At 65.5% G+C, this 22,178-nt stretch carries 23 protein-coding genes; 18 read left to right on the forward strand and 5 right to left on the reverse strand.

What is annotated here, in order from left to right:
- The first annotated feature begins 17 nt into the window (after window positions 1-17).
- The 4 genes from TX88_RS06860 (at window position 18) to TX88_RS06875 (ending at window position 4,452) form a co-directional block, all read left to right on the forward strand.
- Entirely contained in the window at window positions 18-1,547 is a 1,530-nt protein-coding gene (locus TX88_RS06860) for an aldehyde dehydrogenase family protein (protein ID WP_044515607.1), read from the forward strand.
- Window positions 1,548-1,610: 63 nt separating this feature from the next.
- Complete coding sequence (gene ppk2 / locus TX88_RS06865) at window positions 1,611-2,468, forward strand: polyphosphate kinase 2 (RefSeq protein WP_044515608.1); 858 nt, start codon at window positions 1,611-1,613, stop codon at window positions 2,466-2,468.
- Window positions 2,469-2,504: 36 nt separating this feature from the next.
- Complete coding sequence (locus TX88_RS06870; protein ID WP_044515611.1) at window positions 2,505-3,350, forward strand: hypothetical protein; 846 nt, start codon at window positions 2,505-2,507, stop codon at window positions 3,348-3,350.
- 52 nt (window positions 3,351-3,402) lie between these two features.
- On the forward strand, window positions 3,403-4,452 hold the full coding sequence (locus TX88_RS06875) for an NAD(P)H-dependent amine dehydrogenase family protein (protein WP_044515613.1): 1,050 nt from the start codon (window positions 3,403-3,405) through the stop codon (window positions 4,450-4,452).
- Here TX88_RS06875 and TX88_RS06880 read toward each other — a convergent pair.
- Entirely contained in the window at window positions 4,449-6,443 is a 1,995-nt protein-coding gene (locus TX88_RS06880; RefSeq protein WP_044519162.1) for a prolyl oligopeptidase family serine peptidase, read from the reverse strand. The genes TX88_RS06875 and TX88_RS06880 overlap by 4 nt on opposite strands.
- A gap of 67 nt (window positions 6,444-6,510) precedes the next feature.
- Between TX88_RS06880 and TX88_RS06885 the strand changes: the two genes are divergently transcribed.
- The 6 genes from TX88_RS06885 to TX88_RS06910 all read left to right on the forward strand — a co-directional run bounded on the left by TX88_RS06885 (window position 6,511) and on the right by TX88_RS06910 (window position 10,982).
- Window positions 6,511-7,017: a DUF779 domain-containing protein gene (locus TX88_RS06885; protein WP_044515614.1), complete on the forward strand. Its 507-nt coding sequence runs from the start codon at window positions 6,511-6,513 to the stop codon at window positions 7,015-7,017.
- A gap of 25 nt (window positions 7,018-7,042) precedes the next feature.
- Window positions 7,043-7,321, forward strand: a complete 279-nt coding sequence (locus TX88_RS06890) for a putative holin (RefSeq protein ID WP_044515616.1) — start codon at window positions 7,043-7,045, stop codon at window positions 7,319-7,321.
- Window positions 7,314-7,808 (forward strand): hypothetical protein, encoded by a 495-nt coding sequence (locus TX88_RS06895; protein ID WP_044515618.1) that lies wholly within the window; start codon window positions 7,314-7,316, stop codon window positions 7,806-7,808. Before TX88_RS06890 ends, TX88_RS06895 begins: the two co-directional genes overlap by 8 nt.
- A gap of 30 nt (window positions 7,809-7,838) precedes the next feature.
- Window positions 7,839-9,233, forward strand: coding sequence for a dihydrolipoyl dehydrogenase (gene lpdA / locus TX88_RS06900; protein WP_044515619.1), 1,395 nt, complete (start codon window positions 7,839-7,841; stop codon window positions 9,231-9,233).
- Window positions 9,230-9,499, forward strand: coding sequence for a flagellar basal body-associated FliL family protein (locus tag TX88_RS06905; RefSeq protein ID WP_044515621.1), 270 nt, complete (start codon window positions 9,230-9,232; stop codon window positions 9,497-9,499). The genes lpdA and TX88_RS06905 overlap by 4 nt, the downstream gene beginning before the upstream one ends.
- 133 nt (window positions 9,500-9,632) lie before the next feature.
- Window positions 9,633-10,982, forward strand: a complete 1,350-nt coding sequence (locus TX88_RS06910; protein ID WP_044515623.1) for an MFS transporter — start codon at window positions 9,633-9,635, stop codon at window positions 10,980-10,982.
- 9 nt (window positions 10,983-10,991) lie between these two features.
- Here TX88_RS06910 and TX88_RS06915 read toward each other — a convergent pair whose 3' ends face one another.
- On the reverse strand, window positions 10,992-11,543 hold the full coding sequence (locus TX88_RS06915; RefSeq protein ID WP_044519163.1) for a carboxymuconolactone decarboxylase family protein: 552 nt from the start codon (window positions 11,541-11,543) through the stop codon (window positions 10,992-10,994).
- A gap of 72 nt (window positions 11,544-11,615) precedes the next feature.
- Window positions 11,616-13,031 (reverse strand): acetate metabolism transcriptional regulator RamB, encoded by a 1,416-nt coding sequence (gene ramB, locus TX88_RS06920; RefSeq protein ID WP_044515625.1) that lies wholly within the window; start codon window positions 13,029-13,031, stop codon window positions 11,616-11,618.
- Between the two features lie 118 nt (window positions 13,032-13,149).
- Between ramB and TX88_RS06925 the strand changes: the two genes are divergently transcribed.
- From TX88_RS06925 to TX88_RS06940, 4 genes are all read left to right on the forward strand, one after another.
- On the forward strand, window positions 13,150-13,971 hold the full coding sequence (locus tag TX88_RS06925) for an acyl-[acyl-carrier-protein] thioesterase (RefSeq protein WP_044519164.1): 822 nt from the start codon (window positions 13,150-13,152) through the stop codon (window positions 13,969-13,971).
- Window positions 13,972-14,249: 278 nt separating this feature from the next.
- Window positions 14,250-15,536 (forward strand): isocitrate lyase, encoded by a 1,287-nt coding sequence (gene aceA / locus TX88_RS06930; protein ID WP_039314369.1) that lies wholly within the window; start codon window positions 14,250-14,252, stop codon window positions 15,534-15,536.
- Between the two features lie 84 nt (window positions 15,537-15,620).
- The gene (locus TX88_RS06935; protein WP_084621827.1) at window positions 15,621-16,481 is read left to right on the forward strand and encodes a 3-hydroxybutyryl-CoA dehydrogenase; all 861 of its coding nucleotides are present in this window, start codon (window positions 15,621-15,623) and stop codon (window positions 16,479-16,481) included.
- A 152-nt stretch (window positions 16,482-16,633) separates the two neighbouring features.
- Complete coding sequence (locus TX88_RS06940) at window positions 16,634-17,509, forward strand: cyclopropane mycolic acid synthase family methyltransferase (protein ID WP_044515630.1); 876 nt, start codon at window positions 16,634-16,636, stop codon at window positions 17,507-17,509.
- Between the two features lie 88 nt (window positions 17,510-17,597).
- Here TX88_RS06940 and TX88_RS06945 read toward each other — a convergent pair whose 3' ends face one another.
- Window positions 17,598-18,464, reverse strand: coding sequence for a polyphosphate kinase 2 family protein (locus TX88_RS06945; protein ID WP_044515632.1), 867 nt, complete (start codon window positions 18,462-18,464; stop codon window positions 17,598-17,600).
- A 4-nt stretch (window positions 18,465-18,468) separates the two neighbouring features.
- The gene (locus TX88_RS06950) at window positions 18,469-19,173 is read right to left on the reverse strand and encodes a TetR/AcrR family transcriptional regulator (protein WP_044515633.1); all 705 of its coding nucleotides are present in this window, start codon (window positions 19,171-19,173) and stop codon (window positions 18,469-18,471) included.
- Window positions 19,174-19,279: 106 nt separating this feature from the next.
- Here TX88_RS06950 and TX88_RS06955 point away from each other — a divergent pair, with 106 nt between their 5' ends.
- The 4 genes from TX88_RS06955 to TX88_RS06970 all read left to right on the forward strand — a co-directional run bounded on the left by TX88_RS06955 (window position 19,280) and on the right by TX88_RS06970 (window position 22,175).
- Complete coding sequence (locus TX88_RS06955; RefSeq protein ID WP_044515635.1) at window positions 19,280-20,608, forward strand: DUF445 domain-containing protein; 1,329 nt, start codon at window positions 19,280-19,282, stop codon at window positions 20,606-20,608.
- 90 nt (window positions 20,609-20,698) lie between these two features.
- The gene (locus TX88_RS06960) at window positions 20,699-21,094 is read left to right on the forward strand and encodes a helix-turn-helix domain-containing protein (RefSeq protein WP_044515636.1); all 396 of its coding nucleotides are present in this window, start codon (window positions 20,699-20,701) and stop codon (window positions 21,092-21,094) included.
- 61 nt (window positions 21,095-21,155) lie between these two features.
- The gene (locus TX88_RS06965; protein ID WP_044515638.1) at window positions 21,156-21,809 is read left to right on the forward strand and encodes a hypothetical protein; all 654 of its coding nucleotides are present in this window, start codon (window positions 21,156-21,158) and stop codon (window positions 21,807-21,809) included.
- Between the two features lie 81 nt (window positions 21,810-21,890).
- A complete protein-coding gene (locus TX88_RS06970; protein ID WP_044515639.1) occupies window positions 21,891-22,175 on the forward strand; it encodes a DUF2516 family protein in 285 nt (94 codons plus the stop codon).
- Window positions 22,176-22,178: the final 3 nt, after the last annotated feature.

Here is a 22,178-nt window from a genome sequence, read left to right on the forward strand (position 1 = left end):
GTGGTTAACATAGGCCCATGACTGCGACGCCAGATGTAGCTCTGACCGGAGAGTTCACGGGTTCCGGCACTATTCACAACCCCGCCACCGGTGCCGTCGCCGGCCAGGTGACCTGGACCGACGCGGCCGACGTGCCGCGTATCGCGGCCGGGCTGCGGGAAGCGCAGAGGGAGTGGGAGGCACGCGGCGCCAAAGGCCGCGCCAAGGTGCTGTCCCGCTACGCGGTGTGGCTGGGGGACCACCGCGACGAGATCGAAAAACTCCTGATCGCCGAGACCGGCAAGTCGGCCATGGACGCCGCGCAAGAGGTCCCGCTGCTGATCATGATCCTGTCGTACTACATCAAGGTCGTCGAGCAGGCGATGGCGCCGGACTCGCGACCCGCCGCGCTGCCCATCATGTCCATCAAGAAGATCTCGGTGCACTACCGGCCGCGTCCCGTGGTCGGGATCATCGCGCCGTGGAACTACCCCGTGGCCAACGCGATGATGGATGCCATCGGCGCCCTGGCCGCCGGGTGCGCGGTGCTGCTCAAGCCGTCCGAGCGCACCCCGCTCACTGCTGAGGTGCTGCTGCGCGGTTGGCTGGATTCCGGTGCCCCCGAGGTGTTCGCCCTGGCGCAAGGCGCCCGCGCGGTGTCCGAGGCCGTCATCGACAACGCCGACTACATCCAGTTCACCGGCTCCTGCGCGACCGGCGCCAAGGTGATGGAACGCGCCGCGCGTCGCCTGACCCCGGTGAGCCTGGAGCTCGGCGGCAAGGACCCGATGATCGTGCTCGAGGACGCCGACGTCGAGCTGGCCGCCAACGCCGCTGTGTGGGGTGCGATGTTCAACGCGGGCCAGACCTGCGTCTCCGTCGAGCGGGTCTACGTGCTCGATCCGGTCTACGACCAGTTCGTCGCCGCCACCGTCAAAGCTGTCGAGAACCTCAAGATGGGCACCGGGGAGGGCTACCACTTCGGTTCCCAGATCGACGACAGCCAGGTCGCGATCACCGAACGGCACGTCAACGAGGCCCTCGCCGCCGGCGCAAAGGCGCTGACCGGCGGCAAGCGCCCCGAGGGCGGAGGCAGCTTCTTCGAGCCGACCGTGCTCGTCGACGTCGACCACTCGATGGCGTGCATGACCCAGGAGACGTTCGGACCGACCCTGCCGATCATGCGGGTGTCCTCGGTCGAGGAAGCCGTCCGGCTGGCCAACGACAGCGCCTACGGCCTGAGCGCCTCGGTGTTCTCCAAGGACGTCGAGCGGGCCAAGGCCATTGCGCTGCAGCTCGATTGCGGTGCGGTCAACGTCAACGACGTGATCTCCAACCTGATGTGCACGACGGCGCCGATGGGCGGCTGGAAGACCTCGGGCATCGGCGCCCGCTTCGGCGGAATCGACGGGGTGCGCAAGTTCTGCAAGCAGGAGACCGTGGTGGTGCCGCGCACCAGCGTCGGCGCCGGTGGCAGCTACTACAACAACTCGGAGAAGGCCATCGTCAGGATGAACAAGCTCCTGACCAAGCTGGCATTGGCTCGTCCGCGCCGTAAGGCCAAGTAACGACGTACCAGCCGTTCACCCCGGCGACACCTTCGTGTTCGCCGGGGTGGATACCGTCGGCCGGTGACTCTGGACATCACCGGCTACACGGTCCGTGACGACGACGATGACGACCCTGAACTGCTGCTGGAACCCGGCGGCGAGGTCGTGGACACCTGGCGGGAGAACTACCCGTACGAGGACCGCATGTCGCGCCAAGAGTACGAGGAGCAGAAGCGGCTGCTGCAGATCGAACTGCTGAAGCTGCAGAAGTGGAGCCAGGGCAACGGGCTGCGGCACGTCATCGTCTTCGAGGGACGCGACGCGGCCGGCAAGGGCGGCACCATCAAGCGGTTCATGGAGCACCTCAACCCCCGCGGGGCCCGGGTGGTCGCCCTGGAGAAGCCGACCGAAAAAGAACGCACCCAGTGGTACTTCCAGCGCTACGTGCAGCACCTGCCCGCTGCCGGTGAGATCGTGCTGTTCGACCGCTCCTGGTACAACCGCGCCGGAGTGGAGCGCGTGATGGGCTACTGCTCGCCCAAGCAGCACGCCGAATTCATCCGCCAGGCCCCGTTGTTCGAGCAGATGCTGGTCAACGACGGCATCAGCCTCACCAAGCTGTGGTTCTCCGTCACGCAATCCGAGCAGCGCACCCGGTTCACCATCCGCCAGGTCGACCCGGTGCGGCAGTGGAAACTCTCACCCACCGACCTCGCGTCGCTGGACAAATGGGAGGACTACACCGCGGCCAAGGAAGACATGTTCGCCTGGACCGACACCGAGATGGCGCCCTGGACCGTGGTCAAGAGCAACGACAAGAAACGCGCCCGCATCAACGCCATGCGCCATGTTCTCGGTAAGTTCGACTACGACAACAAGGATTTTGACGTGGTCGGCCACGCCGATCCGCTGATCGTGGGGCGTGCCCTGTCGGACTGAGCAGTCTGGCCGCCGCCCGAGAACTAGGAGGACGGCGTGCGCTTCGTCATGACGCTGTTCCTGTGGGTGCTGACGACGATCCTGCTCGCTGCGGCGGTGCCGTCGGCGTGGGTGCAGAAGAACATCATCGACCAGCAGGGCTACTCGGCGTTCGCGGCGGCCGCGGCGGAGGATCCGCAGTTGCAGCAGGCGGTGGCCGGTGAACTCACCACCCAGGTGCAATCCCTGGCCGCGCAGAACGGGGCAGACGTGGACTCGCGGCGGATCCGTGCCGCGGCGGGTGCCTACACCACGGGCCCGGACTTCCCCGGGCAGTTCGCGCTGGCCAATCAACTCGCACACACCTGGATGTTCACCGACCGGTTGTCGCGGAACGAGAACGGCAGTTGGGTGATCGATGTGGCACCGATGCTCTCGGATGCCTCGTTCCACGAAACCCTGACCAACTTCGGTATCGAAGTGCCACAGACGCTTACGGTTCCCATCGCCTCGTCGGCGCCGGACAGTCTGCGACCAGGGATCCTGCGTCCGCTGGCCGTGTGGGGCCCATGGGTCAGTGTGGGCGTGACGGTGCTGGCCGGCGTTTTCGCCCTGCTGACGCTGGCCGCCGCCCGCGCCCGCGGTAAAACCATTGCCGCACTGGGGATTTCCGCGTTACTGGTGGGTGCCGCCGGGTGGGCGGGCTTGGAGGTGGGCCGGCGCTATCTCAACGAGGCCCTCAACCACACCAGCGGGGACATCCGCCAGATCGCCGACGCCATGGCCGGTCACGCGATCGACAGCCTGCACCAATGGCTCAACCTCACCCTGGCCGCCGGCGGCGCGCTGGTGGTGTTCGGGATCATCGTGGCGCTGCTCGGTGGGCTGCGCCGCCGGGATTGAGGTCTGGCCGATCCGGCAACCCAACTGTCGTTGTTACAGTAATGTCCACAGCATGCTGCGCGTCATTCAGTGGGCCACCGGATCCGTTGGCAAGCATGCGGTGGCGGCGGTCGAGGCCCACCCCGAACTCGAGCTGGTCGGCGCCCTGGTCTACAGCGATGCCAAGGCCGGTCGCGACGTCGGAGAAATCTGCGGCATCGGCGACATCGGCGTCGCCGCCACCGCCGATCGGGACGAGATCGTGGCGACCGACGCCGACTGTGTCCTGTACATGCCGCAGGGCGAGATGAACCCGATGGGCGCGGTCGACGACATCTGCCGCCTGCTGGGCTCGGGCAAGAACGTGGTGTCCACCGCCGTCACCGGGCTGATCTACCCGTTGAGCATGGGGCAGCGCGTGGTGGACAAACTGGAAGCAGCCCGCGTCCAGGGGCAGTCCTCATTTCATGCCACAGGTATCGAACCCGGTTGGGCCGCGGAGGTTCTGCCGTTGACCATGTCCGGGCTGTTCCAGCGGATCGACACCCTGCTGGTGCAGGAGTTGATGGACTACAGCACCTACGACAGCCCCGAGATGATGTTCGACATCATGGGCTTCGGCAAGAGTCCCGACGAGCCGGTGCCGATGGCCGATCCCGCACTGGCCGGGCTGACCTTCAAGGCGCCACTGATGCTGCTGGCCGAAGGACTCGGCGCCACCATCGATGACTTCGTCTTCGACCGCCGGGTGGCCGTCGCGACCGAGGCGTTCGACATCAAATCCGGCCGCGTCGAGGCCGGAACCGTGTCAGCGCAACGGTTTTCCTACACCGCAGTCGTCAACGGGCGGCCCGCGCTGACCGTCGAACACATCACCCGGCTCGGCGACGATCAGGCGCCCGACTGGCCGTCCGGGCGCGGCTGGCACGTCACCGTCGAGGGCAACCCGTCGATGGAGCTCAAATCCCAGATCGCCACCCACGGTGAAGACGAGACCGAGCAGGGCTGCCTGGGCACCGCGATGCATGCGGTGCACGCCATCGCGCCGGTGTGTGCGGCCGCTCCCGGAATCCGGACCTTCCTGGACCTGCCGATGATCGCCGGACGGGGCGTGCTGGGCTAGGAGCCGATGGTCTGCCAGAGGAACTCGTAGGTCAGCGCCGCCTTGAACGCGGACTGCTTGTTGTCGGCCGCGCCGCCGTGGCCACCCTCGATGTTCTCGTAGTACAGCACCCGGTGCCCGGCCTCCTCGAGGGCGGCCGTCATCTTCCTGGCATGCCCGGGGTGCACCCGGTCATCACGGGTCGAGGTGGTGATCAGGATCGGCGGATACTTCGCAGAGTCTGAAATATTCTGGTAGGGAGAATATTTCGACATGAACTCCCAGTCAGCCGGATCGTCGGGATTGCCGTACTCGGCCACCCATGACGCGCCCGCGAGCAGCAGGTGGAAACGCTTCATGTCCAGCAACGGAACACTGCACACCAGTGCCCCGAACAGCTCCGGGTACCGCGTCAGCATCACGCCCATCAGCAGTCCGCCGTTGCTGCCGCCGCCGGCACCGAGCTGCTCGACGGTGGTGATGCCACGGTGCACGAGATCCGCGGCGACGGCGGCGAAATCCTCGTACACCAGGTGGCGGTTCTCCCGCATCGCCTGTTTGTGCCAGCCCGGGCCGTACTCGCCGCCGCCGCGGATGTTGGCCTGCACGTAGGTGCCACCGCGCTCCAGCCAGGCCCGGCCGACCCCGCCGATGTAGCCCGGGGTCAACGAGTTCTGAAATCCCCCATAGCCGTAGAGGTAGGTCGGGCTCGGTTGCTCGCGGCGTCCGACGACGAAATACGGGACCTTCGTGCCGTCCTTGGACGTGGCGAAGAACTGCTCGACGCCGATGCCGTCGGCGTCGTAGAACGCCGGTGCGGACTTGACCTCGACGAGCGGGCCGCCCGCGGTGCCGTACAGCAGCCGCGAGGGAGCGGTGAACCCGCTTGAGTTGTAGAACACCTCGTCGCCGAAGTGGTCGATGTCGACGACGATGGTGTCCGTCGCCGGCGGAATGTCCGGTGCGTCCCTGCGCTCCCACGTCCCGGGGGTGACGACCTCGACGTGGCTGGCGACATCCCGCAGGGTGATGAGGATCAGCTTCTCTTTGGTCCACTGCACACTCGACAGGCTGCTGTGCTCGTCCGGCTCGTAGATCATCGCGAGATCTGCTGTGCCGTCGAGAAAATCATCGAACTTGGTGCCCAACAGCGCACCTGCGGGGTAGGTGACCTCACCCACCTGCCAGTCGGTTCGCAGCGAGATCAGCAGCCACTCGCGGTGCAGCGACAGTGACGAGTCGGTCGGCACCTGAAGCTCGATGAGCTCGCCGTCACGCACCTCGTAACGGATGCGGTGGTAGAAGTCGGTGTAGCGGCCCAGGCGGGTGTGCTCGAAGCCCGGGGTCCGGTCGATCGACGCGATCACCCGGACGTCGGTCGGTTCGGCCTCATACACCGTCTCGGCGTCGGCCAACGGCTCACCGCGGCGCCAGCGCTTGGCGATACGCGGATAACCGGACTCGGTCATCGATCCTTCGCCGAAGTCGGTGCACACCAGCAGGGTGTCCTCGTCCTCCCAGGACACCGATGACTTCGCTTCGGCCAGCTCGAATCCGCCGGAGACGAATTCCCGTGTCCGCATGTCGAACTCGCGGACCACGGTGGCATCGGCACCGCCTCGGGACAGGCTGATCATGGCCAGGGTGTGGTCCGGCTCGATCACCTCGGGCCCGGCCCACACCCAGTTCTCGTCCTCGAAACGGGCCAACTCGTCCAGGTCCAGGATCACGTCCCAGTCCGGATCGTCGGTCCGGTAACTCTCCAACGTGGTGCGCCGCCACAGGCCGCGCGGGTTGGCCTCGTCGCGCCAGAAGTTGTACAGGTACTCACCGCGCCGGCCCGGATACGGGATCCGCGCATCGGTGTCGAGGATCTCCAACACCTCGGAGCGCATCGCGTCGAAACGCTCGCCGCTCAACTCCTCGATCGTCGGCTCGTTGTGCGCCCGCACCCACGCCAACGCGTCGTCGCCGGTGATGTCCTCAAGCCACAGGTAAGGGTCCTTCGTCACCCCCACATTGTTACCGCGCGCGTACTGTGAGCTGAACTACACCAATGGCCGAAGAAACGAGGACGTGATGGGCCAGGCACCGGCGCGGGCCCTGATCACCGCGGCCGCCGCCGATCTGCTGTCGCGGCTACAGCAGCGCCACGGTGCGCTGATGTTCCACCAGTCCGGCGGCTGCTGTGACGGCTCCTCGCCGATGTGCTACCCCGACGGTGAGTTCATCGTCGGTGACCGCGATGTCCTGCTGGCGGTTCTCGACGTGGGTGGCGCCGGGGTGCCGGTGTGGATCTCCGGCCCACAGTTCGAGGCGTGGAAGCACACCCAGTTGGTGATCGACGTCGTCGCAGGCCGCGGCGGTGGTTTCAGTCTGGAGGCACCCGAAGGGATGCGGTTCCTGTCCCGCGGCCGGGCCTTCACCGACGCCGAGAACGACCTGCTGACCGAGCAGCCCCCGGTAACCGGCGCGCAGTACAGCGCCGGTGCCCGACCGCCCGATACCGGCAGCCACATCGTCGAGGAAGCCGCCGACGCCTGCCCGGTTCCAGGGGGACGCGCCGTGCCGGTGACGCCGACGTAAGGCGTCGCGGCGTTATCGTCGAAGAGTGATTCCGCTGCCACGGGCGTGGCTGCTGACCAGCGTCATGTTGGTCGGCGTAGCGGTCGGGCTGCTGGCGGGGATCGCCACGACATTGCTGGTGACGGTAACTGTCAGGCCCGACGTGGTGATCGCGCTCGTTCTCGGGGTACCCGGTGCCCTCGGAGTATTGACCGTCCTGGTTTCGGGGCGGCGGTGGGTTACCGCGCTCGGCGCGGCGGTACTGGCCATCGCGCCCGGCTGGTTCGCCGCTCTCGCGATCATCCAGGTGGCAACCCATGCCTGAGAACGTCGACACCTCCACCGCGGACTTCGCCCCGTTGTTCGACACGGGGGAGAACGAGATCCTCGACGAGGAGCTGTCGCTCCAGACGACGTCCGCGGAAGACATGACCCCGGACGAGACGGCCTCCGACGACGCGCCCTCGGCACCGCTGCCCGCTCCGGTCCCACCCATCGTGGTGGAGGGGACCTATCTGTCCATGAAGTGGTGGACGTTCGTCGGGGTACTGGCCGGGGTGTGGTTCGTCTCCGCGGCCGCGGGGGCAGGCCTGTACTACTACTGGTACCAATCGGCGGACAAGACCTGGCCGGTGTTCGTCGTACTCGGCTACATCGTCGCGACCACGGTCGGCGCCCTGGTGGCGTCGACCGCCCAGCGCAAACCCCTGATATCGGCCCTGGCCATCGCACTGATGTCGGCGCCGCTGGCGGCGATGGCCGCCGCCGCGGTTTTCTACGGCGCCTACGTGTTCGGCTGGATCGCCCGGTAGGACCATTGCGCCGACCACTAGGGTGGGGTCGTGACCCACTTTGACGTCGTCGTTCTCGGAGCTGGCCCCGGTGGATACGTCGCGGCCATTCGTGCCGCCCAACTGGGCCTGAGCACCGCCATTGTCGAACCCAAATACTGGGGTGGCGTGTGCCTCAATGTCGGGTGTATCCCGTCCAAGGCGTTGCTGCGCAATGCGGAACTCGCGCACATCTTCAACAAGGAAGCCAAGACCTTCGGCATCAGCGGTGAGGCCACCTTCGACTACGGTGCCGCCTTCGATCGCAGCCGCAAGGTCGCCGACGGCCGCGTCGCCGGCGTGCACTTCTTGATGAAGAAGAACAAGATCACCGAGGTCCACGGCTACGGCACCTTCACCGGGCCCAAGTCGATGACGGTCAAGCTCAACGAGGGCGGCACCGAGGAGCTGACCTTCGACAACGCGATCATCGCGACCGGATCGTCGACCCGCCTGGTTCCGGGTACCTCGCTGTCCGACAACGTGGTCACCTACGAAACCCAGATTCTCTCGCGCGACCTGCCGGGCTCGATCATCATCGCCGGCGCGGGCGCGATCGGCATGGAGTTCGCCTACGTGCTGAAGAACTACGGCGTCGACGTCACCATCGTCGAGTTCCTGCCGCGCGCCCTGCCGAACGAGGACGCCGAGGTCTCCAAGGAGATCGAGAAGCAGTACAAGAAGCTCGGCGTGAAGATCCTCACCGGGACCAAGGTCGAGGGCATCGTGGATGATGGTTCGACGGTCAAGGTCACGGTCAGCAAGGACGGCAACACCGAAGAGCTCAAGGCCGACAAGGTGCTGGAGGCCATCGGCTTCGCGCCCAATGTCGAGGGCTTTGGCCTGGAGGCCGCCGGTGTCGCACTCACCGACCGCGGGGCCATCGCGATCGACGACTACATGCGCACCAATGTGCCGGGCATCTACGCCATCGGTGACGTCACCAGCAAGCTGCAGCTGGCCCACGTCGCCGAGGCGCAGGGCGTCGTCGCAGCCGAAACCATCGGCGGCGCCGAGACTCTCGCGCTCGGCGACTACCGGATGATGCCGCGCGCGACGTTCTGCCAGCCGCAGGTGGCGAGCTTCGGCCTGACCGAAGAGCAGGCCAAGGCCGAGGGATACGACGTTGTCGTCGCCAAGTTCCCGTTCACCGCCAACGGCAAGGCCCACGGCCTGGCCGACCCGACCGGCTTCGTGAAGCTCATCGCGGACAAGAAGCACCTCGAGCTGATCGGTGGACACCTGATCGGGCCCGACGTGTCCGAGCTGCTGCCCGAGCTGACGCTGGCGCAGAAGTGGGATCTGACAGCCAACGAGCTGGCCCGCAACGTGCACACCCACCCGACCCTGTCGGAGGCGCTGCAGGAGTGCTTCCACGGTCTGGCCGGCCACATGATCAACTTTTGAGAAACGAAATCGTCGCCGGCATAGCCGGATTGGTGGTCGGCCACATTCTGTGGCTGGCCGCCATCACGTTGGCGACCGAGGGCTCCCGGGTGAACATCTGGGTGCTGCTGGTCGCAGGCCTGTCGCTCATCGGCGGCGCCGCGGGTGGATACTTCGGCTGGCGGAAGTACCAGCAGAAATCACATACGTGGGCGGCGTTCCTGTGGGCACTGCCGGTGTCCCCGGTGCTGTTCTCGCTCGTGTTGCTCGGAGTTACGTACCTCTAGGTTTGTGTGATCGCACAACGACAGGGCGCGCGTTTCGAGCGATTTTCCTCTGCAGGACCGGCGGACCCTGGACGAATGTCGATGTGAACAGATCGGGCCGCGGCCCGTCCACATCGGCAGCACAGGGAACCCAATGGCATCTAGCAGTGGACTGATCGATGACGCGCCGCTGACGGCATTCCACAAGAAACTGACGCTGTACTCGTCGGGCGGACCGTTCATCGACGGCTATGCCATTGCGATCATCGGGTTCACCTGGGCCACCATGAGCACGTCGTTCGACGTCACGACAGCCGACAAGGGGATGATCGCCGCCGCGGTCCTCGTCGGGATCTTCGTCGGCGGCGGCCTGTTCGGCTGGGTGACCGACAAGGTCGGCCGCCACATGATGTACATCCTGGATCTGCTTGCCCTGGCCGTCTTTTCGGTGGGCTGCATGTTCGCCACCGAGGTCTGGCAACTGATCCTGCTGAGATTCCTCATCGGCATGGCGATCGGCGCCGACTATCCGATAGCCACCTCACTGCTCGCCGAATACCTGCCCGCCAAGTATCGCGGCCGCATGCTCGGCGCGACATTCGTCGTGTGGGCCGTCGGTGCGACTGCCGCCCCGGCCGTGGCAATGGTGTGCACGCACCTGGCCGGCGACAATGCCTGGCGGTGGATGCTGGCCAGCCCGGCCGTCTTCGCACTCGTCACGCTGTTCCTGCGATTGGGGACACCGGAATCGCCGCGATGGCTGATCAGCAAGGGACGGGTCGAGGAAGCCGACCGAGCCATCAAGCAGGTCTTCGGACCCGACTACGGGGTGGAGGATCTCGGTGAGCCGGAGCCGGCGGAACGCGCGACGTTGCGGTCGGTGTTCAAGCCGCCCTACCTGAAGCGGACGCTGTTCGTCAGCCTGTTCTGGATGTGTCAGGTGATCCCGCTGCTGTCCATCTACTCGTTCTCCTTCGACATCCTGGGCGAGGTCGGCATCACCGGTAACGGCGCCGAGGTGTTCCTCGCCGCGCTGTTCGTGGTCGGCGGCATCCCTGGGCTGTTCCTGGTCGACCGGATCGGCCGCAAGGCCCTGCTGATCTACACCTTCGCCGGTATCGGGATCATCTGGGGCATCGCGGGTCTGATACCCGGACTGCCGGTGATGATCGTCTTCACCGCCGTGTGCGCCTTCGCGCTGCTGTCCGGGGCGTCGAACTTCCTCGAGATCGTCTATCCCAACGAGTTGTTCCCGACGGAGGTGCGCGCCACGGCCGTCGGCATCGGCACTGCGGCCAGCCGGATCGGTGCGGCGGTGGCCGTCTACCTGATGCCGTTCGCCCTCGACAAGGGCGTCAACTGGGTGCTGCTGGCCGGGGCGGTCATCTCATTCGTCGGGCTGGCCGTCACCGTGGCGTGGGGCGTGGAAACGGCCGGCCGCTCCTTGAGCGAGGCCTGCAACGCCAAGACCACGTCCGACCGAGAAACCGTGCGTTCTGGCTAGCGGCGACTGCTAGTCCGGGAAGTCCAGCGGGATCCGCAGCGTCGTCATCGTGGCGGCCAGGCCATCGTATTGGCTTGCCAGCATGCAGAATTCGATGATCTGCTGCTTCGTGAGAATCGCGGAGAGCGCGGCCCAGGTCTCCGCCGAGATGGACCGGGTGACGACGAACTCGTCGGTCGCGGTGACCAGAACCCGCTGCCGGTCGGTCAGGCCCTCGGCGTCGGGACCCTCGAAGATGCGGGCCTGGGTCTCGGCATCCACGCCGCGGCTGCGGGCCAGCCGGCGGTGCTGCTGCAACTCGTATTCGCAATCGCGCAGATGTCCCACCCGCAGGATGACGAGCTCGGCGTCCTGACGCGGAATCTTGCCGAGGGGGCCGAGCAGCAGCCCGGAGTACGGCAGCCACGCCAGGAACAGCAGCTTGTGCTGGCCCAGCACGTTCATCAAGGTGAAACGGGGCGCCCGGATGGCCCTGGCGCCCAGCTTGGCGATGGCCCAGTTGACCGGGCCCAGCTCACGGAATCCGCCGGGTGCGATGCGGGCCGGCTCGAGTGCACTCACCCAGCCGAGTCTGGCACAGGTGGTGGTGTTCATCGAGCGACCACTGCGCAGAAAACGGTGGGATATCAGCGGCTACGGCTGCCGCACCAGGTACGGCGACACCGTCGAGCGGTGCTCGTTGAGGTCCAGCGCCTTGCCGAGCGCCGGGAACGCGCGTTGCGGGCAATTGTCGCGTTCACACACGCGGCAGCCCGAGCCGATGGGCGTGGCCACCTCGCCGGAAAGGTCCAGCCCCTCGGAGTACACCAGCCGATGGGCATGGCGCAGTTCGCATCCCAGCCCGATGGCAAAGGTCTTGCCGGGCTGCCCGTAGCGCGACGCGCGTCGCTCCACGGTGCGGGCCACCCACATGTAGTTGCGGCCGTCGGGCATCTGGGCGATCTGCACGCCGATCTTGCCGGGATTGCCGAAGGTCTCGTAGACGTTCCACAGCGGGCAGGTGCCTCCCGAAGACGAGAAGTGAAAGCCGGTGGCGGACTGGCGCTTTGACATGTTGCCCGCGCGGTCGACCCGGACGAAGGAGAACGGGACTCCGCGCATCGACGGGCGCTGCAGGGTGGACAGCCGGTGCGCGATGGTCTCGTAGCTCACCGAGTAGAACGCCGACAGCCGTTCCACGTCGTAGCGGAAGTTCTCCGTCACATCGTGGAACTGGCGGTAGGGGAGGACGGTGGCCGCGGCGAAGTAATTGGCCAGCCCGAGGCGGGCCAGGGTGCGGGATTCGTCGCTGGTGAACATGCCCTCGTCGACCATCTTGTCGATGAGGTCGCCGAACTCCAGGAAGGCCAGTTCGGCCGCCATCTTGAAGACCTGCTGGCCGCTGGAGAGATGGTTGCCCATCTCCAGGGTCTTGGTGGCCGGGTCGTAGCGGTGCAGCACGGTGTCGCCCAGGTCGATGCGCCGCACGATCCGTACGCCGTGCACCGTGGTCATCCGGTTGGCCAGCTCCCCGGCCAGATCACCGCGGTGCATGCGGATCTTGGCGGTCAGATCCTCGGCGGCGGTGTCGAGTTCGTGCAGATAGTTCTGCCGTTGGTAGAAGTAGTCGCGCACTTCCTCGTGCGGCATGGTGATCGAACCGCTACCGCTGCCGTCGGAATAGCGGTCCTCGGTGGCGGCCGCCAATTGCGTGGTGGTCAGCCGGTAACGACGGTGCAGGTTGACCATCGCGCGGGCGAAGTTCGGATACGCCGCGACCATGTCGGCGACTTCGGCGACGTCCATGTCCGCGCCGAGGTCGCGGTCCATCGTGACCTCGCGCATCTCGGCGACCAGCCGGGTGTCGTCGTGGGAGGCGAAGAACGTCGCGTCCACCCCGAACACCTCGGTGATGCGCAGCAGCACCGCCACGGTCAGCGGGCGTACGTCGTGCTCGATCTGGTTGAGATAACTGGGGGAGATCTCCAGCATCTGGGCCAGCGCCGCCTGGCTGAAACCACGCTCGCTCCGTAGTTGCCGCACCCGCGACCCCACGAACGTTTTTGCCACGTCAAACAGCCTAACAAGGGTGCGAAGGCCGTCTTTGCATTCTTGGCAGTTCGGTCACTACTGACAGCATCGGGCTGCCTGGCATGATCGGCTCAGACGACAGTGACTGGAGATGACCATGACGGGAACCGCGCAGAATTCGACCACCGGGCTGAACAAGGTGATGATGCCGGTGCCCGATCCCCATCCCGATGTCTTCGACCGGGAATGGCCGCTGCGGATGGCCGACGTCGACCGCGCCGGCCGACTGCGGTTCGACGGCGCCTGCCGGCACATTCAGGACGTCGGCCAGGACCAGCTGCGGGAGATGGGCTACGAGGACGTCCACCCCGCATGGATCGTCCGCCGCACGATGATCGATCTGATCCGGCCCATCGAGGGCGGCGACATCCTGCGGATGCGGCGGTGGTGTTCGGGTACGTCCAACCGGTGGTGCGAGATGCGGGTGCGTATCGACGGCCGCAAGGGCGGGTTGATGGAGTCCGAGGCGTTCTGGATCCACATCAACCGGGAGACGCAGGGCCCCTCCCGGATCTCCGACGACTTCCTGTCGGGCCTGCGGCGCACCACCGACGAATCCCGTCTGCGCTGGAAGTCCTACCTGAAGGCCGGCAGTCGTGAGGATGCGGCCGAGATCCGCGAGTACCCGGTGCGGGTGTCCGACATCGACCTGTTCGATCACATGAACAACTCGGTCTACTGGACGGTGGTCGAGGACTACCTGTACTCCCATCCCGAGCTGCTGGAGAAGCCGCTGCGGGTGACCATCGAGCACGACGCCGCGGTGGCCCTCGGCGAGAAGCTCGAGATCCTGTCGCATGTTCACCCGGCCGGATCGACCGACAAATTCGGCGAAGAGCTCTCCGATCGCACTGTTAGAACGCTCACATATGCCGTCGGCGACGAGACAAAAGCGATCGCATCACTGTTCTCGCTCTGACCCCTCTCGGTTTAACAGTACGAGCGTACTGACCTGCACCTTTGGGCTACTCGTCGGTAGCTTCTGAACCGGTACAGCCATCATATTTCTTCGCAACCTTTGCAAGTTAACTAAGCGCTTTGGCGAAACTTGGCAACTGAAACGGGTGGACCTGCGGATATGTGCTGTGCCATCGTCGGGTTAGCACATCAGTGAAGCTGCCACGGCGTTAGCAATTAACAAGGCGAACGACACGGCGGTGGAGCAAGGCGACTGAAACAAACCGAAGGAGCAGTCCTATGTCGACCGTGGGCACCCCCAAGTCACCGGAGCAGATCCAGCACGATTGGGATCACAACCCCCGCTGGAAGGGCATCACCCGTACCTACACCCCGGCCGACGTGGTTGCCCTGCAGGGCTCCGTCGTCGAGGAGAACACCCTGGCCCGCCGCGGCGCCGAGGTGCTGTGGGAGCAGCTCCACGACATGGACTTCGTCAACGCGCTCGGCGCGCTGACCGGTAACCAGGCCGTGCAGCAGGTCCGCGCGGGCCTCAAGGCCATCTACCTGTCCGGGTGGCAGGTCGCCGGTGACGCCAACCTGTCCGGCCACACCTACCCCGACCAGAGCCTCTACCCGGCCAACTCGGTGCCGCAGGTCGTCCGCCGCATCAACAACGCGCTGATGCGCGCCGACCAGATCGCCAAGGTCGAGGGCGACACCTCGGTCGAGAACTGGCTCGCCCCGATCGTCGCCGACGGTGAGGCCGGCTTCGGTGGTGCGCTCAACGTCTACGAGCTCCAGAAGGCCATGATCGCCGCCGGTGTCGCCGGTTCGCACTGGGAAGACCAGCTGGCCTCGGAGAAGAAGTGCGGCCACCTCGGTGGCAAGGTGCTGATCCCCACCCAGCAGCACATCCGCACCCTGACCTCGGCCCGCCTGGCCGCTGACGTCGCCGACGTGCCGACCCTGGTCATCGCGCGCACCGACGCCGAGGCCGCCACCCTGATCACCTCCGATGTGGACGAGCGCGACCGCCCGTTCATCACCGGTGAGCGCACCAACGAGGGCTTCTACCGGGTGCAGAACGGCCTGGAGCCGTGCATCGCCCGCGCCAAGGCCTACGCGCCGTACGCGGACCTGATCTGGATGGAGACCGGCACCCCGGACCTGGAGCTGGCCAAGAAGTTCGCCGAGGGCGTCAAGAGCGAGTTCCCGGACCAGATGCTGTCCTACAACTGCTCGCCGTCCTTCAACTGGAAGCAGCACCTGGACGACGACACCATCGCCAAGTTCCAGCGCGAGCTGGGCGCGATGGGCTTCAAGTTCCAGTTCATCACGCTGGCCGGCTTCCACGCCCTCAACTACTCGATGTTCGACCTGGCCCACGGCTACGCCCGCGAGCAGATGAAGGCCTACGTCGAGCTGCAGGAGCGCGAGTTCGCCGCCGAGGAGCGCGGTTACACCGCCACCAAGCACCAGCGCGAGGTTGGCGCCGGCTACTTCGACCGGATCGCCACCACCGTGGACCCGAACAGCTCGACCACCGCGCTGGCCGGTTCCACCGAAGAGGGCCAGTTCCACTAAATCCAGCGGCTTGACAGCAGCAGGCCCCGCTCAGAATTCTTGGGCGGGGCCTGTCGCATGTCCGCGTATTGAGAGAGTGAAGTCGTGAGCAATCAAATTGAACGAGTAGGTGTGATCGGCGCCGGCCAGATGGGTGGCGGGATCGCCGAGGTGTCCGCGCGCGCGGGCGTGGACGTGCTGGTGTTCGACACCGCCGACGCCTTCGTGACCGCCGGACGCAACCGGATCACCAAGTCCCTCGAGCGCGGAGTCAGTGCGGGCAAGATCACCGAGGGGGAGAAGGACGCCGCGCTGGGCAAGCTGAAGTTCACCACCACACTCGCCGATCTGGCCGATCGGCAGCTGGTCATCGAGGCCGTGATCGAGGACGAGGCCGTCAAGACCAAGATCTTCGCCGACCTGGATCGCATCGTCACCGACCCCGATGCGGTGCTGGCGTCGAACACGTCCAGCATCCCGATCATGAAACTCGCAGCAGCTACCCAGAATCCTGCCAGGGTTCTCGGTCTGCACTTCTTCAACCCGGTTCCGGTGTTGCCGCTGGTCGAATTGATCAGTGCCCTGACCACCGACGAGGCCGCCGCCGCGCGCGTCGAGGAATTCGCCAGCACGGTTCTCGGAAAACAGGTTGTCCGTTGTGCTGACCGGTCCGGTTTCGTGGTCAACGCGTTGCTGGTTCCGTACCTCTTGGCGGCGGTCCGAATGGTCGAGGGTGGCTTTGCCACAATTGACGATGTCGACAAGGCTGTGGTGGCCGGACTGTCCCACCCCATGGGGCCGCTGCGGCTGTCCGATCTGGTCGGTTTGGACACCCTAAAGCTCATCGCTGACAAGATGTTTGACGAGTTCAAAGAGCCTTTGTACGCCGCGCCGCCGCTCCTGCTGCGCATGGTGGAGGCCGGGCAACTGGGCAAAAAATCGGGCCAGGGCTTCTACAAGTACTGAATCGACCCGCGCTGGCACTATGGCCGAGGCTTAGCTAGTCTACCCACAGTAGGGCCTGTTGGCTCGCTCTATAGAGTCTGCATGTAAGAACACGTGTCGGCCCGCAACTAGCGGTCGTCAGCAGCAGAAAACGCAAAGAGGTAATTTTTCGCATGTCTAACGTCGAGTCCGATCTTGCTCCGTACTACGAGGAGTCGCAGTCGATCTACGACATCTCGAATGAGTTCTATGCACTCTTCCTCGGGCCGACCATGGGTTACACCTGCGGTTACTACGAGCGCGAGGACATGAACCTCGAGGAGTCGCAGAACGCCAAGTTCGACCTCGCGCTGGGCAAGCTCGACCTCAAGCCGGGTATGACGCTGCTCGACATCGGCTGCGGCTGGGGCGGTTGCCTTGAGCGCGCGTTGATCAACCACGACGTCAACGTCATCGGTATCACGCTGAGCAAGGAGCAGTCGGAATACGCCCGCAAGCGGCTGGCCAAGGTCGACACCAACCGCAACATCGAGATCCGGCTGCAGGGCTGGGAAGAATTCAACGAGCCCGTCGACCGCATCGTCTCGATCGGCGCGTTCGAAGCCTTCAAGCAGGAGCGCTACCCGATCTTCTTCGAGCGCGCCTACAGCATCCTGCCGGACAACGGCGGACGGATGCTGCTGCACACGATCCTGGCGCACACCCAGCAGTTCTTCCGTGAGAACAACATCAAGCTGACGATCAGCGACCTGAAGTTCATGAAGTTCATCGGTGAGGAGATCTTCCCCGGTGGGCAGCTGCCTGCGGTCGAGGACATCGAGAAGCTCGCCGACGGCTCGGGCTTCAAGCTGGAGCGCATCCACCTGCTGCGTCCGCACTACGCGCGCACGCTGGACATGTGGGCGACCAACCTGGAGGCGGCCAAGGACGAGGCCATCGCCCTGCAGGGCCAGGAGGTCTACGACCGGTTCATGAAGTACCTGACCGGTTGCGCCGACTTCTTCCGTCGCGGCATCACCAACATCGGCCAGTTCACGCTGGTCAAGTAGTTCTTTCCAAAAGCGCCGAGGGTGCGCTCAGATCGCGAGATCAACACAAATCGCGATCTGGGTGCACCCTCGGCGCTTTAAGTAGTGCTCAGGCGGAAGCCAGCCGCTTCTTCTCCGCCTCGACGTCGAAGTCCGGCGGCGGCCACGACATGTTGAGGCCCTTGAGTGCCTCGATGAGCAGCTCGGTGATGGCCAGGCGGCTGTACCACTTCCTGTCGCACGGCACGATGTGCCATGGCGCGTAATCGGTCGACGTCTTCTCCAGCATGGCCTGGTAGGCCTCCTGGTACTTGGGCCACAGCAGCCGCTCGTCGATGTCGGCCGGGTTGTACTTCCAATACTTGTCGGGCCGCTCCAGCCGTTCGGACAGGCGCGCCTTCTGCTCGGCCAGCGAGACGAACATGGCGACCTTCACCAGTGTGGTGCCGGCATCGACCAATTCGCGTTCGAAGGCGTTGATCTCGTCGTAGCGCGCGCCCCAGACGTCCGGCGGCACCAGGTTGTGCACGCGGACGATGAGAACGTCCTCGTAGTGCGAGCGATCGAACACCCCGATGTGTCCGGCAGGCGGCAGTGCGTTGCGGATCCGCCACAGGTAGTGGTGGGCCCGCTCCTCCTCGGTCGGCTTGCCGAAGCTGGTGTACCGGATCCCCTGTGGGTTTGCCGCTCCCACAACATGTTTGACGATCCCACCCTTGCCGGCGGTGTCCATGCCCTGCAGGATCAGCAGCACCGAGCGGTTGTCGTCGCCACTCTTGCTGCGGGCGTAGAGCATTTCCTGCAGCGAGGCGAGCCGCAGATTCCGTTCGGTCTGCAGGGTGGGTGCATCGCTCTTGTTCCCGCGGAATCCCGGCGTGCTGTTGGTGTCGATTCGCGCGACCTCGTCGCCCGGGCGGAAAGCCAGCTGGTCATGTGGTTCGTGGGTCCACAGGGCAGGCAGATCTCTGTCGCTCACCCGCTCAGTCAAGCAGTTGCGGCGGCAAAACCGGCGACGGGTGCGGCAGTGAGTTGAACTTTTCCAGCGAGCCGCCCACTTCGACGATGCCGCAGAGCGCGTTCCAGGACAGCATGGTCAGGTAGTCGATCAGTTCGTCGGCGGTCATCCGCGGATTCGACATCCAGGAGTGGGTGGCCAGCTGGACACCGCCGACGGTGTGAAATGCCCACGCTTCCGCGCCGCGGGTGTCCATGCCGACCTGGGCCATCCGGCGGCGCAGCATGACGGCCAGCATGCGGGCGATGATCTGCTCGGAATCGGCGACGGCTTTGCTCTTGCTCGCCGAGTTGTTCGCCATCACGAACGGATAGATCTCCGGTTCGGCCGCAACCGTTTCCACGTACACCTTGATGATCTCGCGGGTGAGTGCGAAACCGTCGAGGTTCGAGGACAGTGCCGCAGCCATATTGGGGATCAGGGTGGTCTGGGCGAACCGCATCATCACTGCGGTGGTGAGGTCGTTCTTGTCGACGAAGTAGCGGTACAGCACAGTCTTGGACACGCCGATCTCGGCGGCGATCTCGTCCATGCTGACGTTGCTGCCCTGGCGTCGGATCGCTTCGAGGGTGCCGTCGACCAACTCGTTGCGCCGCTCCACCTTGTGCTGGTGCCAACGCCGCTTGCGTCCATCGGTCTTCACCGTCACCGGCGGAGTCTGCTGTGCCACAGTCGCAGTAGTCCCATTCCCTAGTTCCACTTGATACTACGGCGAATCTGCGGATACCGGTCCGTGGGTCAGACCGTCAGTCGCGGCGATAGCGCAAGATGGAAAGGTGGCACATCGAACCGACGCCGGAGCCCGCCCGCTTACGGGCGCGCGGCCAAGTTTTGCCGAGACGCTGGCCGGTGCGGACAGCGCTGCCGACGCCGAGCGCCAGCGGGGTTTGCGGAGGATGAAGCTGGTCGCGCTGGGCTTCCTGGTCGGCGCGACGGTGATCTTCCTGTTGTGCACCTGGGCGCAATCGCGGGGCGCCGCCGGTTGGGTGGGCTACGTGCGGGCTGCCGCCGAGGCCGGCATGGTCGGCGCGCTCGCCGACTGGTTCGCGGTGACCGCCCTGTTCAAGCATCCGCTCGGGGTGCCGATCCCGCACACAGCGATCATCAAACGCAAGAAGGACCAGCTGGGGGAGGGTCTGGGCACGTTCGTCCGGGAGAACTTCATGTCTCCCGAGGTGATCGCGAACAAGCTGCACGATGCCCAGGTGGCGGGCCGGTTCGGTAAGTGGCTGTCCGACCGTTCGCACGCCGAGCGGGTGGCCGCCGAGGCGTCGACCGTGCTGCGGGTCGGCGTGGAGATGCTGCGCGACGAGGACGTTCAGCACGTGCTGGACCGGATGATCGTCAAGCGCATCGCCGAACCGAAGTGGGGCCCGCCGATCGGCCGGGTGCTGTCGACGCTGCTGCAGGAGGGACGTCAGGAAGCGCTGATCCAGCTGCTGTGCGACCGCGCGTTCCAGTGGTCGCTGAACTCCGGCGAGGTCATCGAACGCGTCATCGAGCGCGATTCGCCGACCTGGTCGCCGCGCTGGGTGGACCACCTGGTGGGGGAACGGATCCACCGCGAGCTGATGGACTTCACCGACAAGGTGCGCCGCAACCCCGACCACGAGCTGCGGCGTTCGGCCACGAGGTTCCTGTTCGAGTTCGCCGACGACCTGCAGCACGACGAGGCGACGATTCAGCGAGCGGAGAACGTCAAGGAGCAGCTCATGGGCCGCGACGAGGTGGCCCGGGCGGCCGAGACCGCGTGGGCGGCCGCCAAGCGGATCATCCTCGAGTCGGTGGATGACCCGTCCTCGGCCCTGCGGACCCGGATCGCCGACTCGGTGATGCGCATCGGTGAGTCGTTGCGTGACGACTCCGAGCTACGCGACAAGGTCGACAGTTGGATCATTCGGGGGGCAAAACACCTGGTCGCCGAGTATGGGACCGAGATCACAGCAATCATCACCGAGACCATCGAGCGCTGGGATGCGGACGAGGCGAGCCGCCGGATCGAGCTCCATGTGGGCCGTGACCTGCAGTTCATCCGGATCAACGGCACGGTGGTTGGCTCGTTGGCCGGTCTGATCATCTATTCGATAGCCCAACTACTCTTCTGACCTGCGCTAACTAGTGCTTGCAAAAGTTAGCACCCCGTCGTAGCGTGAATTTTGTCGTTAACGGATACACGGCCTACGAGGGGGAAGGACATGGCGCAAGACGAAAATCTCGCGGCTGTCGTCTCCAACGCTGCGCAGGACATCGGAAGTTTCATCCGGGCCCAGCGTGAGGCGGCGCAGGTATCGGTGCGGCAGTTGGCCGAGAAGGCCGGCGTCAGCAATCCCTATCTGAGCCAGATCGAACGGGGATTGCGGAAACCCTCCGCCGACGTGCTCAACCAGATCGCGAAGGCGCTTCGGGTGTCTGCGGAAGTCCTCTATGTGCGCGCCGGGATCTTGGAGCCCAGCGAGCCCAGCGAGGTCCGCGACGCCATCGTCAACGACGTGGGGATCACCGAGCGACAGAAGCAGGTGCTGCTCGATATCTACACATCGTTTCGGCAGCAGAACGAAGCCGAAGCCGGTGAGGAGCCGACCACTGACTGACACCTCACCAGCTGCCCGATAACCATTCGCACGAAAAGCCCATCCTGAGAAAGGAATTCGCATGACCGAGAAGACTCAGCCCACCATCGAAGACCTCAAGGCCCCGCTGCTTGCCGCCGTCGGTGCCGCTGACCTGGCCCTGGCCACGGTCAACGAGATCGTCGCCAGCCTGCGTGAGCGTGCCGAGGGTGCGCGTACCGACGCCGAGGCTCGCGTCGAGGAAGGCCGCGCCCGCCTGACCAAGCTGCAGGAAGACCTGCCGGCCCAGTTCGACGAGCTGCGCGACAAGCTGTCCTCTGACGAGCTGCGCAAGGCCGCCGAGGGCTACGCCGATCAGGCCACCGCCACCTACAACAAGCTCGTCGAGCGCGGCGAGGCGGCGCTGGAGCGCCTGCGCAACCAGCCGGCCATCGAGGAAGCCGCCAGCCGGGTCGAGGGCTACACCGACCAGGTCACCGAGCTGACCCAGGATGCGCTGGGCACCGTGGCCTCGCAGACCCGCGCGGTCGGCGAGCGCGCCGCCAAGCTGGTCGGCGTGGAGCTGCCCAAGAAGGTCGAGAAGGCCACCGACACCGCCGCGGCGAAGGTTGCTGCTCCGGCCAAGAAGGCTGCCCCCGCCGCCAAGAAGGCCGCCCCGGCTGCTCCGGCCAAGAAGGCCGCTCCGGCTGCCAAGAAGACCACGGCCGCCCCGGCCAAGAAGGTCACCCAGAAGTAATACCGGTGTCGACCGTGATGTCTACGGGGACCTGAGCCCTGTCGGTCGACGTCAGTGATGACGCCCGCATAGGCTGGTGAGGTGCAACTTGCCAACCTTGCGGGCGTCATTGTCTTTGTACTGGTCGTCCTCGTCTTCTGCGTGGGTGTCTACGCGTTCGTGCACGCCGCCGTGCAGCGCCCGGATGCCTATACGGCGACGGGCAAGCTGACGAAGCCGGTGTGGCTGGCGATCCTCGGAGTGAGCCTGCTGCTGGCCCTGCTGCTGCGCGACGCCTTCGGCGCCGCGATCTGCGCCTGCGCCGCCGGGATCTACCTCGTCGACGTGCGGCCGAAACTGCTCGACATCCAGGGAAAGTCACGCTGACCC

The organism is Mycolicibacterium septicum DSM 44393, from assembly GCF_000455325.1.
In the GTDB taxonomy this organism is placed as follows: Bacteria; Actinomycetota; Actinomycetes; order Mycobacteriales; family Mycobacteriaceae; genus Mycobacterium; species Mycobacterium septicum.